Raw genomic sequence first — 12,737 nt, forward strand, 5'->3', positions numbered from 1 at the left:
GCCTAGTGGATCGTCGCCATGCGCAGAGGCTGGGCGTCTTCGACCGGCTCTCCCATCCGCACGGGCAGCGGCGCGCCGTCCAGGGCCAGGGCGTGGTTGAGGGCGCGGGCCAGGACGGCGGTCACGTCGGGGCGGGCGACCAGGGGCGCGAGCAGGCGCGAGGCCAGGCCCGGGGCCGCGGCGGCCAGGCCGCAGGCGGTGACCAGCCGCTGCTCGTCCAGCCCATAGCCCGCGCAGTGCGGGCACTGGATCTGCAGCGGCCGCACAAGGTCGCTTTCCACCAGCATCATGGTCTGCAGGAACAGCGAGGCGGTGCGCGGCGAGGCGGAGCGGGCGAAGGCCGAGCGGATCGCCGCCTCGGCCGGCCGGCCTTGCAGCCGCAGCGCCGCCCAGGTGCGCAGGCCCCAGAGCAGCAGCCGCTCGCCCCGGGCCAGGCCGTCTGGGCCGGTGTCCTCGAAATCCAGTTCCTGTCCGCAGGCGCAGCTCATTCGGAACCTCCAGGGGCCGGTCGGCGAGTGTGCGCAAAGGGCGTCCGACGGAGGGCAGCCTCCGCCGGACGCAGGCGATGTCATGGGTGAGGGGAGGAAACCCGACATCGGTTTGCGATTGGTTCGCAATAGGATCTAGGTGTCACGCTCTTGCGAGTCAATCGCATAAATATCTATACAGCTTTTGCGATAGTTGGTGTTCATATCGTCGCCATGCGGTCGCATGGGGGCGAGACATGAAGGGCGGCCTGACGCTGGCCAGGATGGGGCTTGGGGCGATGGCGGCGTTCGCCTCGCTGCTGGCCTCCGCGGACGCGGCCTGGGCGGCCGCCTGGACCCAGCCCAAAGGCGGCAAGGAGGTGATCGTCAACCTCCGCCGCCAGGACAGCACCCATGGCTTCGACGCCGAGGGCCGGGCGATCGACATCGTCGACTACCGCAAGACCGAGCTTCAGGCTTTCGCCGAGTACGGCCTGACCGACCGGCTGACGCTTGGCGTCCAGGGCTCGGTGCGAAGGCTGCACACGCGCGACGCCCGCGCCGATGAACCCGGGCATTTCGAGATCGGCGCGCGGTATCGCCTGCTGTCCCGCGACGGCTGGGTGGTGTCCAGCCAGAACGCGGTGCGGTTGCCGGGCGGCGACGCCGATCCCGGCGCGGCCCAGAAGGGCTCGCCCGAGACCGAATACGACAGCCGCCTGCTGGTCGGCTGGAGCGGCGCTGTGTACGGGCGCGACGTCTTCGTCGATCTGCAGGGCGGCCTGCGGCGGCGCAATGGCGAGCCGCCCGACGAGCGCCGGCTGGAGGCCACGGCCGGCGTACGGCCGAACAGGCGCCTGATGCTGATGGGCCAGGGCTATGCGGTGTCGTCGCTCGGCGCGGGGCAGGGCGCCTACGAGGCCTATCGCTACCTGAATCTGGAGCTTTCGGCGGTCTACGACCTGCCGGCCGGCTGGTCCGTCCAGGCCGGTCTGACCGGCACGGCTTCGGGCCGCAACGCCCTGCGCGAGCGCGGCGGCGTCGTGGCCGTGTGGCGGCGTTTCTAGCTCAGGACGGAACCCGCCGGGCCAGTTCCTCCAGCCGGCGCGCGGGGGCGTCGGAGATCGCCGCCCACAGCAGCCTGACCAGTTCCAGGCGGTAGACGGCGGCATAGCCGGCCGTGAACGGCGAGGTCACGCTGCCGGCCGGCTCGGCCGCCTTGGCCTTGGCCAGGTCGCGCCGGGTCAGCACCAGGTCACGGGGGATGGGAATGTCGCCCGAGCCAACGGCGACCCAGCGGTCGGCCTCGGCGGCGGCCAGGGCCGCGGCCTGGACCATGGCGCGCGCGCCGCGCATGTCGGCGGGCCTGCCCGTCATCACGGGCGATCCGATCGCCGGATCGCGCGTCACCTGGAAATCGAGACTGGCCACGCCGCGCTGGAGCGTGACCGACCACTGGTCGTCGGGTTCGTTCATGGTGAACGCTTTAGCGACCGAGTCGGCCTGCGGGAAGCGCGCCGCGTATCGCCGTTACACATGATCGCAGATTGGGTCGCGAATTGAGCGCGAGTCGTGCCGGTCTGATCTCGAGCGCCTGCGACCTTTTGGCCTCCGGGTCTGAAATTAAGATCTGGTTAACCATGATTGACGAGGTTGAGAGCGTCTTCTTTTTGAAGGCGCCCCACCATCACTCAACTTTTTCACAGCCCGGTTTTCGAACCGGGCTGTTTTTTTGTCTCAAAGGCGCTTGCGCCGAGTCGCCGACGCCGCTAAACCGCGTCCTCTCTTGAGAGCGACCTGTTCCGCGGTAGCTCAGTGGTAGAGCAGCCGGCTGTTAACCGGCTGGTCGTAGGTTCGAATCCTACCCGCGGAGCCACTCTTTCCTTCGATTTTTCGAAGGCCTTCCCGCTCTCAAAAACCCTCCACAAGCAGTTGTTGTTTATCGGCGTTCGCGTCGTTTTGCCGTCTTGCGCCGAGTCACCCGGGCGGCTATCACCCAGCCTCTCTTGAGAGCGACCTGTTCCGCGGTAGCTCAGTGGTAGAGCAGCCGGCTGTTAACCGGCTGGTCGTAGGTTCGAATCCTACCCGCGGAGCCACTCTCCTTCGTTTTCGAAGGGAGTTCGCCAGGGATATCCCTGCAAGGCCTGATCGTTTCATCGTCCGGAGCCGGCGCGTCTTTCGGTGTCCGGAAGGCTTTGGGTTTGCGGCCGGCGCAAGGTTTAGCGACATGCAGTGACGCTGGCGCGCCAGGGCGCGAGCGGCGAAAGAGGGCCGGTGTCCAGTTCCCAGTCGATTCTCGTGGCGGGCGGCGCCGGCTATATCGGGTCTCACGCCTGCAAGGCGCTCGCGGCGGCAGGTTATCGCCCCGTCACGCTCGACAATCTGGTCATGGGCCAAGCCGACGCGGTGAAGTGGGGACCTTTGCACGAGGGCGACATCCGCGACGCCGCGCTCGTGACGGACCTTGTCGCCCGCTACGACATCAGGGGCGCGATTCACTTTGCCGCTCACAGCCTGGTCGGCGAAAGCACGCGCGATCCGGCCAGGTACTAGGACAACAACCTGACGGCCGGGTGATCTTCGCCGAGGCGCTGGCCGACGCCGGCGTCGCCCCGCTGGTCGTCTCGTCGACCGCTTCGGTCTATGGCGCGCCCCAGGTCTCGCCGATCCCCGAGGACCATCCCACCCGGCCGATCAATCCCTACGGATCGACCAAGCTCGCCCTGGAAGACGCCCTGCGCCGAATGGAGGCGGCCAACGGGTTGAACGTCACCATCTTCTGCTGCTTCAACGCCGCCGGCGCCGATCCCGCCGGCCAGATCGGCGAGCGCCACGAGCCCGAGACCCACCTGGTTCCGTGCTGTGCAAGGCCGTTCTTGGCCGAAGCGGCCCGTTGACGATCTTCTGCGCCGACTATCCCACGCCCGACGGCGCCGCGATCCGCGATTATGTCCACGTAACCGACCTGGCCGACGCCCATGTGCTGGCCCCGCGCCAGCTGATCGAGGGCGGGCGCGGCGCGACCTACAATGTCGGGGCCGGGCGGGGCGCGTCGGTGCTGCAACTGATCAAGGCGACCGGGGCGGTCGCCGGGCGTCCGACGCCCTACGCCTTCGGTCCTCGCCGCGAGGGCGATCCGCCGTCGCTGGTCGCCGACATCCGCGCCATCGGCGAGGGTCTGGGCTGGCGGCCCACGCGCGACCTGGAGACGATGATCGCCGATGCGCTGCGGTTCGAGGCGTCCAGGGCGTGACGGGCGGTCGTCGCGCCTAGGCGCTCACCAGCCTTTGCAACTCGCGATAATAGGTCTCGGTGTACTGATGTTGCCGGTCCAGGCAGGCCAGCATCTCGGGGCGGGTGAACACCTCGGCCGGAATGGTCACGCCCTTGCGGCCATGGCGCACGCACAGGCCGTCGGCGATCAGGGCGCTGACGTGACGGCGCACGGTCTCGGCGGGCATCGCCAGGGAATCGGCGATCTGCACCACAGTCACCGGCCTGCGCAGGGCGTCCTGGACCAGCGCCTCCTTGGCGTCGAAGCCCATATTGGGCTTGATGTGCGAAGTGTTGGCCACCCAGATGGTGGTGAAGACGACGGCGCGGACCGGGTCGTTGCCGTGGACGCTCTTGGCGACATCCAGCGAGCGCAGGAAATAACCCGCCGAAAGGCGGATAACCGCGCGCCGAACATCCGTGCTCATGCCGTCCCCTGAGGCTTAAGGCCGCATTAATCGTCAGCCTGAGTCGCTGCGCCAGTAAAATTCATCATGTCCCCATTTTGGGGACAGCTTGCGTTTGGGGGAGGCGCCGGGCGTGATTTTACGCCATACGGGCCGCCGAATTCAGGGGACGGCGGACGCGGGGGGCGCGTTGGGGCATGAGTGAGATCGAAGTGAAGTTGCGTGAGGCCGCGACCGCCGTGGGGGCGGACGGCCGTATCGAGGTGCTGCTCAAGAGCGTCGAGGACGCGATCGAGACCTATCCCGATGACGCCGACCCCCGCTATCTGACGCGGCTGCTTGACCAGCGCGCGGCCTTGCAGGACCCCGATTTGGCCCTGATCGCCCGCATCGCCGTGCAGCTGTGCGAGAATGACGCCGGCCGTGCGGCCGTGCTGGGGCCGCCCCTGGCCACGGCGGCCACCGTTTGCCCCCTGATGCGCCCGGCCATCAACCAACTGCGCCGCCTGCTCGGCGAGACGGTCTGACGCGGCGCCAAAAGGCGCCGTGCATTCGTATGCAGGCGCAGATTGCCTTCCGACGAGACGCGGACCTATAAGCCTGTCGAACCGCTTTCCGAGGAAGTCCATGAGCTCCGATTTCGCGGCCGCCCGCCTGAACATGGTGGAAAGCCAGATCCGCACCGCCGACGTGACCGACCTGCCGCTGCAGGACGCCCTGCGGGTGGTGCCGCGCGAAAACCTCGTCCCCGCCGGCAAGGGCTATCTGGCCTATGCCGACGCCGAGGTGGAGTACGCTCCGGGCCGCGCCCTGATGCGCCCGCGCGACATCGGCAAGCTGCTGCAGATCATCAAGCCGCGCGCCGGCGAGAAGGCCCTGGCCATCGCCGCGCCCTACGCCGCCGTCGTGCTCGAGACCATGGGCCTGGCCGTCACCCGTCTCGACGGCGACGACCTGGCCGCCGTTCCGGGCGGTGAATATGACGTCATCGTCTGCGAAGGCGGCGTGCCCAAGGCTCCCGGCGCCTGGACCGCGGCCCTGGCCCTGCATGGCCGCCTGGGCGTCGTCGAGCGCCAAGGTCCCGTCGGCCGCGCCACGCTCTATGTCCGCGCCGAAGATGGCGTGGGCGCCCGCGCCGTGTTCGATTCCACGCCTTCTCTCCTGGCCGGCTTCCCGGTCGAGGCCGGCTTCGCGTTCTGATCGAGCTCTTTTCGCGGCCCAGGCACAACGCCTGCGTGAAAAAAGCTTAACTAGCGACGGTTGACGGTCGGCCTTACAGCGCTCGTATGGAAGTGCGAGCTTCGTGTGTGTTGGGGAATAACGGGATGTCGAAGAGCCGTCGGGCCGGATTGCTGGCCGCCGCCTGCTGCATGAGTTTCCTGGCGTCGGCGGCGAACGCCGAGACGCTGACGGACGCCGTCGCGCTGGCGTACCAGACCAACCCGACTCTTCAGCAGCAGCGGGCGGCGCTGCGGGCCACCGACGAGGGCGTCGTCCAGGCCAAGAGCGCCTTCCGTCCGACCGTCAGCGGCTCTGCCGACCTGACGGCCTCGCGCACCGACTATGGAACCGACGCCAGCCCGTCGCGACCCTACGACACGCTGAAAACCAGCGGCAGCGGCGCCTCGGTGTCGCTGTCCCAGCCGCTCTACACGGGCGGCAAGGCCAGCGCCAACCTGACCGCCGCCCAGGCCAACGTTCTGGCCGGCCGCGAAGACCTGCGCAGCGTCGAGCAGTCGCTGCTGGCCAACGTCATCACCGCCTATGTCGATGTTCGCCGCACCCAGGAAAGCCTGCGGATCGCCCAGGAGAACGTCAACGTCCTGACCCGCCAGCTGGACGAATCGAACGCCCGCTTCGAGGTCGGCGAGATCACCCGCACCGACGTCGCCCAGTCCCAGGCCCGCCTGGCCGCCGCCAAGGCCAGCCTGTCGTCGTCCCAGGCCAGTCTGGCCGTGGCTCGCGCCAACTACGCCCAGATCGTCGGCCAGAACCCGACCGACCTGGCGCCCGAGCCTTCGCTCGCCGCCCTGCTGCCGGGCACGGTCGAGCAGGCCTTCGACGCAGCCGAAGCCAACAACCCCACCGTCGTGGCCGCCCGCTACGACGAGCAGGCCGCAACGGCCGCCGTCGCCGCGGCTCGCGCGGCCTACCTGCCTACGGTCGCGGCCGGCGCCAGCTTCGGCTACGACGCCAGCGAGGTGAACGCGGCGGGTAAGAGCGGCAAGCAGTTCGGAGACTACGATCGCGCCATCGCCGGCTCGATCACCGCCCGCGTGCCGATCTTCGCCGGCGGCCTCAACGCCTCGACCATCCGCGCCGCCCGCGAGCGCGAGAACGCCGCCCGCATCGCCGTCGAGGGCGCCAAGCGCACCGTCGTCCAACAGGTCTCCAGCGCCTGGAGCAACCTCCTGGCCGCCCGCGCCAACCTGGTCTCCAACGAGGAGCAGGTGAGGGCGACGAAGATCGCCTTCGAAGGCGTGCGCCAGGAGCAGCAGGTCGGCCTGCGCACCACGCTCGACGTCCTGAACGCCCAGCAGGAGCTGCGCGCCGCCGAACTGGCCCTGGTCACCGCCCGCCGCGACGAATACGTCGCCAGCGCCGGCGTGCTGCAGGCCATGGGCGCGCTCGACGTCGGCAAGCTGGCGCCGGACGTGACGCGCTACGATCCCAAGACCTCGTTCGACAAGGTCAACCACGCCATCGGCTGGGTGCCGTGGGAGCCGGTGGTCCAGGCCCTCGACAAGGTCGCCTCGCCGGCCGCCGTCGTCCCCGCCGCGGGTAAGTAAAACCGTCCATCCTTCGGACGAATCATCGCGCCGCGAATCCTTGGCCTTGCTTAAGCCGTGCAAGTCTGCACCATCGGCGGCGCGCGTCTTGCAGGACGCCAAGGATTCGTAGCCCTTTAATACGGCCCAGCCCACATGTCCGATCAGAGCTCCCAAGAACCGACGATGGAGGAGATCCTCGCCTCGATCCGGCGGATCATCTCCGAAGACGACGCGCCGGCCGCCGAAGCGCCGCCGCCCGCGCCCGAGCCGGTTTTCGAGCCGGAGCCGGCCGTCGAGGAAGACGTCCTCGACCTGACCGACCCGATCGAGCCCCCGGCCCCGATCGAGACGCTCGGCGATCTCGACGTCTACACCCCGGAACCCGAGCCGGAGCCGGCCTATGAGCCGCCGCCCCCGCCGCCGGAGCCCGTCTACAGCCCGCCGCCGGCCTTCAACCGCGACGAAGTCGCCGAGACCCTGGTCGGCGACCACGCCGCCGGCCTCGCCGCCAGCGCCTTCGGCAGCCTGAGCTCGGCCCTGCTGATGCCGGCCAACGGCCGCACCCTCGAGGACGTCGTCCGCGAGCTGCTGCGCCCGCTGCTCAAGGAGTGGCTGGACCAGAACCTGCCGCGCATCGTCGAGAGCAAGGTCGAGGAAGAGGTCCACCGGATCTCGCGCGGCCGCGGCGTATGATGCTGGCGTCGTACCGCTTCTAGGAGCGGGCGCCGACGCACGGAAATTGGAAAGGCGGTCGCTCCGGCGGCCGCCTTTTCCCGTTCAAAATCCCCGATAAACCCGTCGCCCGGTTTCCCGGCGCGGCCGTAAGTGGCATATCCCTGCGCCATGCTTGAAAAGACCTTCGATCCCAAGTCCGTCGAACCGCGCCTGTACGCCGCCTGGGAGGCCTCCGGGGCCTTCAAGCCGAGCGAGGACCCGAGCGCCGAGCCGTTCGTCATCGTGATCCCGCCGCCGAACGTGACGGGCTCGCTGCACATCGGCCACGCGCTGAACAACACGCTGCAGGACGTGCTGACGCGCTTCCACCGCATGCGCGGCAAGGCCGCCCTGTGGCTGCCGGGCACCGACCATGCGGGCATCGCCACCCAGATGGTGGTCGAGCGCCAGCTGGCCGCCGCCGGCAACATCGGTCGCCGCGACATGGGCCGCGAGGCCTTCGTCGAGCGCGTCTGGGAATGGAAGGCCGAAAGCGGCGGGGCGATCACCAACCAGCTGCGCCGCCTGGGCGCCAGCTGCGACTGGTCGCGCGAGCGCTTCACCCTCGACGAGGGCCTGTCGGCCGCCGTCCGCAAGGTCTTCGTCCAGCTCTACAAGCAGAACCTGCTGTATCGCGACAAGCGCCTGGTCAATTGGGATCCGCAGTTCCAGACCGCGATCTCCGACCTTGAGGTCGAGCAACGGGAGGTCGACGGCGCCTACTGGCACTTCGCCTATCCGCTGGCCGACGGCGTGACCTACGAGCACCCGGTCGCCTTCGACGACGAGGGCAAGCCGACCCAATATGAGACGCGCGACTACATCGTCGTGGCCACCACCCGTCCCGAAACGATGCTGGGCGACACCGGCGTCGCCGTCCATCCGTCGGACGAGCGCTACAAGGCCCTGGTCGGCAAGGACGTCGTCCTGCCGATCGTCGGCCGCCGCATCCCGATCGTCGCCGACGACTACGCCGACCCGACCAAGGGCTCGGGCGCGGTGAAGATCACGCCCGCCCACGACTTCAACGACTTCGGCGTCGGCAAGCGCGCCGGCCTGCCGGCCATCAACATCCTGACCCCCGAAGCCAAGCTCAACGACGCCGTCCCGGCCGAGTATCAGGGCATGGACCGCTTCGCCGCGCGCAAGGCCATCGTCGCCCGCGCCGAGGAAGAGGGCTGGCTGAAGGAGATCGAGAAGACCAAGCACATGGTCCCGCACGGCGACCGTTCGGGCGTGGTCATCGAGCCCTACCTGACCGACCAGTGGTACGTCGACGCCTACACCCTGGCCCAGCCGGCCCTGAAGGCCGTCGAGACCGGCGAGACCGTCTTCGAGCCCAAGCACTGGGAGAAGACCTACTTCGAGTGGCTGCGCAACATCGAGCCCTGGTGCGTCTCGCGCCAGCTCTGGTGGGGACACCGCATCCCGGCGTGGTTCGGCCCGGACGGCTCGATCTTCGTCGAAGAGACCGAGGAGGCCGCCTACGCCGCCGCCCGCGAGCAGTTCGGCGCCGACGTGGTCCTGAACCGCGACGAGGACGTCCTCGACACCTGGTTCAGCTCGGCCCTTTGGCCGTTCTCGACCCTCGGCTGGCCGGAAAAGACCCCGGACGTCGCCCGCTTCTACCCGACCAGCACCCTGGTCACCGGCTTCGACATCATCTTCTTCTGGGTCGCCCGGATGATGATGATGGGCATCCACTTCATGGGCGAAGCCCCGTTCAAGCAGGTGTTCATCAACGCCCTCGTCCGTGACGAGAAGGGCGCCAAGATGAGCAAGTCCAAGGGCAACGTCATCGACCCGCTGGCCCTGATCGACGAGCTGGGCTGCGACGCCGTGCGCTTCACCCTGACGGCGATGTCGGGCCAGGCGCGCGACATCAAGCTGTCCAAGCAGCGCATCGAGGGCTACCGCAACTTCGGCACCAAGCTGTGGAACGCCACGCGCTTCGCCCAGATGAACGGCTGCATCCGCGTCGAGGGCTTCGACCCCGCGACCGTCACCCAGCCGATCAACAAGTGGATCCGCGGCGAGGTCGTGAAAACCCTCGGCGAGGTCACCAAGGCCCTCGAAGCCCCGGCCTTCGACGAAGCCGCCGGCAGCCTCTACCGCTTCATCTGGAACGTCTTCTGCGACTGGTACCTGGAGCTGGCCAAGCCGATCCTCAATGGCGAGGACGAGGCCGCCAAGGCCGAGACCCGCGCCACCACGGCCTGGGTGCTCGACCAGATCCTGATCCTGCTGCACCCGGTGATGCCGTTCATCACCGAGGAGCTGTGGGACCAGACGGCGCAGGAGGGCGGCCCGGCCCGCGAGGCCCTGCTGATCTCGACCTCCTGGCCCGATCTGCCGGAAAGCTGGATCGACGCCGAGGCGGCCGCCGAGATCGGCTGGCTGGTCGACACGGTGGGCGAGATCCGCTCGCTGCGCGCCGAGATGAACGTGCCGCCGTCGGCCAAGCCGGCCCTGGCCGTGGTCGGGGCGGGCGAGGGCACCCAAGGCCGCCTGTCGCGCCACCGCGACCTGCTAGTCAGCCTGGCCCGCCTGGGTGAGATCTCGCTGGTCGAAGCGGCCCCGGCCGGCACGGCCCCGGTGGTGATGGGTGAAGCGACGGGCGCCCTGGGCGTCGCCGAATTCATCGACGTCGCCGCCGAAAAGGCCCGCCTGACCAAGGAGATCGCCGGCCACGTGTCGGAGATCGAAAAGACCGGCAAGAAGCTCGGCAACCCCGACTTCCTGGCCCGCGCCAAGCCCGAGGTCGTCGACGAAAATCGCGAACGCCTGGCCGAAGCCGAAGCGGCCAAAGCCAAGCTGGAAGCGGCCCTGCAGCGTCTGGCGGCGATGGGCTAGCCGCGATCCCTCTCCCCTTGCGGGAGAGGGTGGCCCCGCGGAGCGGGGTCGGGTGAGGGGTCTCTCAGAACCCGCCGCGCGACCCCTCATCCGTCGGCTTCGCCGCCACCTTCTCCCGCAAGGGGAGAAGGACGATGCGGCCAACTAAACATTGTTCCCTTATCGTCCAAACGACCGTTTACATCGGCCGTCGCGCCGTGCTTACTCGACGGAAACGCGCTCGTTCAACGAGGCGCGATCGACACCGGGAGAGTAACGTATGACCCAGGCCGCTCACGCGCCGCCCCCCAATCCTCCTTGGCCCGCCATGTCGGTGAAACAGGCCTACGCCCTGATCACCGCCCCCGGATCGCCCGGCGAGATGGAGGAGGTCGAGATCAACGGCGTGCCGACGCGCACCTGGAAGAACTGTCCGCCCACCCTGCGCCACACCCTGCAGGTCGGCCGCACCCACGGCGACAAGATCTATCTGGTGCACGAGAACGAGCGGGTCAGCTTCGAGGCCTTCTACCGGGCAGTCACCGTCTTCGCCGCCGAGCTGGAAGCTGCCGGCGTCAAGAAGGGCGACCGGGTCGCCCTGATCATGCGCAACTTGCCCGAATGGCCGGTGGCCTTCTATGCCGGCCTGTCGATCGGCGCGATCCTGACCCCGCTGAACGCCTGGTGGACCGGGGCCGAGCTGGAATACGGCCTCGTCGACTCCGGCGCCTCGGTGGCGGTGATGGACGTCGAGCGCTTCGAGCGCCTGGCCGAGCATTTCGACAACTGCCCCGAACTCAAGCGCGTCTACGTTTCGCGTGGCAAGGAAGAGATCGCCCACCCCTATGTCACGCGCCTGGAAAGCGTGATCGGCTGTCCCAACGACTGGATCAAGCTCGACGAAAAGCCGCTGTCGACCGTCGAACTGGGTCCCGAGGACGACGCGACGATCTTCTACACCTCCGGCACCACCGGTAAGCCCAAGGGGGCCCTGGCCAGCCACCGGGCGGTCAACAGCAACATCTTCGCCGCCGCCGCCGCGTCCGCGCGGAGCTTCCTGCGCCGGGGCGAGGCCCCGCCTCAGCCGGATCCCAGCCTGCCGCAGAAGGGCGCCCTGATCTCGGTGCCGTTCTTCCACGCCACCGGCTGTTTCGCGGTGATGAACCCCGGCCTGTTCGGCGGCGCCAAGCTGGCCATGATCCGCAAGTGGGATCCCGAAAAGGCCATGCAGCTGATCCAGGACGAGAAGCTGACTCAGATGGGCGGCGTGCCCACCATCGCCTGGCAGATCATCGAGCATCCGAGCCGCGAGAACTACGACCTGTCGTCGCTGGAGACCGTGGCCTATGGCGGCGCGCCCTCGGCGCCCGAACTGGTCCGCAAGATCAAGGAGATCTGGCCCAAGTCCTCGCCCGGCAACGGCTGGGGCATGACCGAGACCTCGGCCACGGCCACCTCCAACTCCGGCGAGGACTACGAGAACCGCCCCGAAAGCTGCGGCCCGGCCGTGCCGGTCACCGACCTGAAGATCATGACCCTGGAGGCGCCTTACCAGGAGCTGCCGATCGGCGCGGTCGGCGAGCTGTGGTGCAAGGGGCCGCAGGTGGTGAAGGGCTACTGGAACAAGCCCGAGGCCACGGCCCAGACCTTCATCGACGGCTGGGTGCGCACCGGCGATCTGGCCCGCCTCGACGAGGAGGGCTTCTGCTACATCATCGACCGGGCCAAGGACATGCTGATCCGCGGCGGCGAGAACATCTACTGCATCGAGGTCGAGAACGTCCTCTACGACCATCCGGCGGTGATGGACGCGGCCCTGGTCGGCGTCGACCACAAGACCCTCGGCGAGGAACCCGCCGCCGTCGTCACCCTGAAACCCGGCGCGCAGGCCACCGAAGACGACCTCCGCGCCTTCGTCGCCGACCGTCTGGCCGCTTTCAAGGTGCCGGTCCGCGTCGTCTTCTGGCCCGAGACCCTGCCCAGGAACGCCAACGGCAAGATCCTCAAGAGCGAGCTGAAGAAGGTGTTCGTCACGGGTTAGGGGCGTCTACCTGCTCCCTCTCCCGTGGGGAGAGGGAGGGGCCCGCCGCGAAGCGGCGGGAGGGTGAGGGCGTACGCCGCCAACCGGCGTGCCGGCACGCCGTCGACCGTCCCTAACCCCTCATCCGGCGCAGGTTTCCTTCTCCCGATGGGAGTAGGACACCTGCGCCGGACGGGGATAGACAGGCGTTGATCCCCGTCGGGGAGCTTTCAGACGTAAGCAAAATCAAACA

At 68.5% G+C, this 12,737-nt stretch carries 13 protein-coding genes and 2 tRNA genes; 12 read left to right on the top strand and 3 right to left on the bottom strand.

What is annotated here, in order from left to right:
• Nucleotides 1-2: 2 nt before the first annotated feature.
• Complete coding sequence (locus I4Q42_RS06070) at nt 3-488, bottom strand: hypothetical protein (protein ID WP_198575152.1); 486 nt, start codon at nt 486-488, stop codon at nt 3-5.
• Between the two features lie 236 nt (nt 489-724).
• Here I4Q42_RS06070 and I4Q42_RS06075 point away from each other — a divergent pair, with 236 nt between their 5' ends.
• Complete coding sequence (locus tag I4Q42_RS06075; protein ID WP_198575153.1) at nt 725-1,534, top strand: hypothetical protein; 810 nt, start codon at nt 725-727, stop codon at nt 1,532-1,534.
• A 1-nt stretch (nt 1,535) separates the two neighbouring features.
• Here I4Q42_RS06075 and I4Q42_RS06080 read toward each other — a convergent pair whose 3' ends face one another.
• Nucleotides 1,536-1,943 (bottom strand): hypothetical protein, encoded by a 408-nt coding sequence (locus I4Q42_RS06080; protein ID WP_198575154.1) that lies wholly within the window; start codon nt 1,941-1,943, stop codon nt 1,536-1,538.
• 325 nt (nt 1,944-2,268) lie between these two features.
• On the opposite strand from I4Q42_RS06080, the gene I4Q42_RS06085 reads away from it, so the two are divergent.
• From I4Q42_RS06085 to I4Q42_RS26340, 5 genes are all read left to right on the top strand, one after another.
• A tRNA-Asn gene (locus tag I4Q42_RS06085) sits at nt 2,269-2,343 on the top strand.
• Nucleotides 2,344-2,488: 145 nt separating this feature from the next.
• Nucleotides 2,489-2,563 (top strand) — tRNA-Asn (locus I4Q42_RS06090).
• A 178-nt stretch (nt 2,564-2,741) separates the two neighbouring features.
• Nucleotides 2,742-3,020 (top strand): NAD-dependent epimerase/dehydratase family protein, encoded by a 279-nt coding sequence (locus I4Q42_RS26330; RefSeq protein ID WP_332873027.1) that lies wholly within the window; start codon nt 2,742-2,744, stop codon nt 3,018-3,020.
• A 20-nt stretch (nt 3,021-3,040) separates the two neighbouring features.
• Nucleotides 3,041-3,364 carry an NAD-dependent epimerase/dehydratase family protein gene (locus I4Q42_RS26335; RefSeq protein WP_332873028.1) on the top strand — a complete coding sequence of 108 codons (324 nt, stop codon included), beginning with the start codon at nt 3,041-3,043 and terminating at the stop codon, nt 3,362-3,364.
• Entirely contained in the window at nt 3,361-3,720 is a 360-nt protein-coding gene (locus I4Q42_RS26340; protein ID WP_269816456.1) for an NAD-dependent epimerase/dehydratase family protein, read from the top strand. The genes I4Q42_RS26335 and I4Q42_RS26340 overlap by 4 nt, the downstream gene beginning before the upstream one ends.
• A 16-nt stretch (nt 3,721-3,736) precedes the next feature.
• On the opposite strand, the gene I4Q42_RS06100 is transcribed toward I4Q42_RS26340, so the two are convergent.
• Entirely contained in the window at nt 3,737-4,168 is a 432-nt protein-coding gene (locus tag I4Q42_RS06100) for a hypothetical protein (protein WP_198575155.1), read from the bottom strand.
• Nucleotides 4,169-4,344: 176 nt separating this feature from the next.
• Here I4Q42_RS06100 and I4Q42_RS06105 point away from each other — a divergent pair, with 176 nt between their 5' ends.
• From I4Q42_RS06105 to I4Q42_RS06130, 6 genes are all read left to right on the top strand, one after another.
• Complete coding sequence (locus I4Q42_RS06105; RefSeq protein ID WP_198575156.1) at nt 4,345-4,674, top strand: hypothetical protein; 330 nt, start codon at nt 4,345-4,347, stop codon at nt 4,672-4,674.
• 100 nt (nt 4,675-4,774) lie between these two features.
• Nucleotides 4,775-5,347, top strand: coding sequence for a protein-L-isoaspartate O-methyltransferase family protein (locus I4Q42_RS06110; protein WP_198575157.1), 573 nt, complete (start codon nt 4,775-4,777; stop codon nt 5,345-5,347).
• 125 nt (nt 5,348-5,472) lie between these two features.
• The gene (locus I4Q42_RS06115; RefSeq protein WP_198575158.1) at nt 5,473-6,936 is read left to right on the top strand and encodes a TolC family outer membrane protein; all 1,464 of its coding nucleotides are present in this window, start codon (nt 5,473-5,475) and stop codon (nt 6,934-6,936) included.
• Between the two features lie 135 nt (nt 6,937-7,071).
• Complete coding sequence (gene popZ, locus I4Q42_RS06120; protein WP_198575159.1) at nt 7,072-7,611, top strand: pole-organizing protein PopZ; 540 nt, start codon at nt 7,072-7,074, stop codon at nt 7,609-7,611.
• 150 nt (nt 7,612-7,761) lie between these two features.
• Complete coding sequence (locus tag I4Q42_RS06125; RefSeq protein WP_198575160.1) at nt 7,762-10,485, top strand: valine--tRNA ligase; 2,724 nt, start codon at nt 7,762-7,764, stop codon at nt 10,483-10,485.
• Nucleotides 10,486-10,744: 259 nt separating this feature from the next.
• On the top strand, nt 10,745-12,505 hold the full coding sequence (locus I4Q42_RS06130; RefSeq protein WP_198575161.1) for a class I adenylate-forming enzyme family protein: 1,761 nt from the start codon (nt 10,745-10,747) through the stop codon (nt 12,503-12,505).
• Nucleotides 12,506-12,737 lie beyond the last annotated feature (232 nt).

It is taken from the genome of Caulobacter hibisci (genome assembly GCF_016135805.1).
Lineage (GTDB): Bacteria > Pseudomonadota > Alphaproteobacteria > Caulobacterales > Caulobacteraceae > Caulobacter > Caulobacter hibisci.